The organism is Rathayibacter rhapontici (assembly GCF_001995175.1).
In the GTDB taxonomy this organism is placed as follows: domain Bacteria; phylum Actinomycetota; class Actinomycetes; order Actinomycetales; family Microbacteriaceae; genus Rathayibacter.
Genome location: NZ_MUKN01000123.1, coordinates 1 through 1,215, shown reverse-complemented (window position 1 = coordinate 1,215; position 1,215 = coordinate 1). Strand labels below are relative to the sequence as shown.

The following is a 1,215-nucleotide window of genomic DNA, read 5'->3' as shown; positions in this document are numbered from 1 at the left end:
GGTCGAGAACGTGATCGTGATCGGGGCGCCGCCGTCGACGGTGACCGTGAGGGTCTTCGGGGTGGTGGTGCAGTTCCCGAGTCGGCGGCCGAGGGTGTTGGCGACGGTGGTGGTGCCGTTCGGGCCGACGGTGATGCCGGAGATGTCCCAGCGCCCCCAGAGGTACCCGGCGAGCCCGCCTCCGCCGCGCCGGCTCCGGGTGACGCCGAGGATGGCCGCGGCCGCGGTGCCGGTCGCGGCGACGGAGGACGTCGCGCCGGTTGTGCTCGAGCGGATTCGCAGCGCGCGGCCGCGGCAGGTCGACGAGAAGCCGAGCATGTCGTGGCCGTCGGTGCGGAGCACGATCTGCGCGTGGTCGGCTACGAGGTTCTCCGGGTTCGTGCTGATCCAGGGGGTGTCGGCATAGTTGACGTGCAGGGCGTTCGTCTCGGTGCCGTTCATGTTCACGGTCGAGGACTGCCCAGACCCGAGGGCCTGGATCTCGATCTTCCCCGTCGCGAGGACGGAGATGACCCGGCAGTTGATCAGATCGTGGCGGATCGGAGCGGCGAAGTCGGCGTTGTCGTGCACGTACCAGGACTCGAAGTTCGAGACGAGGGTGGTGCTCTCGAAGCGCTCGTAGATGCCGGACGAGGAGCCGTAGCCCCACGCCCGGTCGGCCGCCCACACGTTGGCGACGCTGAGGCCGGAGCCGGGGTTTGCCGTCCGCCACGCGCGCATCCCGGCGTTGCCGAAGTGCTCGATGTGGCAGTTGACGATGTCGTGGCGAGCGTTGGGTGACTGGCCGGAGTTCTCCGAGTGCACCGCGTAGCGGCCGTTGCGCATCAGGATCGTCAGGTTGGTGAGCTTGGCGCCGTCCTTGAGCCAGAGCGTCGACGTGTTCTGGTGCCCGTCGCCGACCGAGTCCGGCTGCGACCCGTCGAGGATCGCGACGGCTCGCTCGGTCCCGAGGAGCTCGACGTTGCCGGGGACGACCCAGTCGGTCTCCGTGTAGACGCCGGGGTGCACGACGATCACGTAGGGGCGCGTCTTGGCCGCGAAGCCGAGAGCGTTGATCGCGTCGACGGCGAGCTTCGGCGACGCGTACTCGCCCGCACCCGGGGTGGGGCGCGCGCGCATCACCTTGACGGGCACTCCCGGGAACCGGGCCGCCCACCGCTCGAGGATCCACGCGGGCACGTTGCCGCTGTGGTCGAGCGCCAGCTCCCCCATGCG

Annotated in this window: 1 protein-coding gene; it reads right to left on the bottom strand. The window is 70.2% G+C overall.

Going from position 1 to position 1,215, the window contains the following annotated elements; genetic code table 11:
- Positions 1 to 1,215, bottom strand: a 1,215-nt coding sequence (locus tag B0T42_RS20360) for a hypothetical protein (RefSeq protein WP_158078200.1), incomplete at both ends; no start/stop codon positions are given.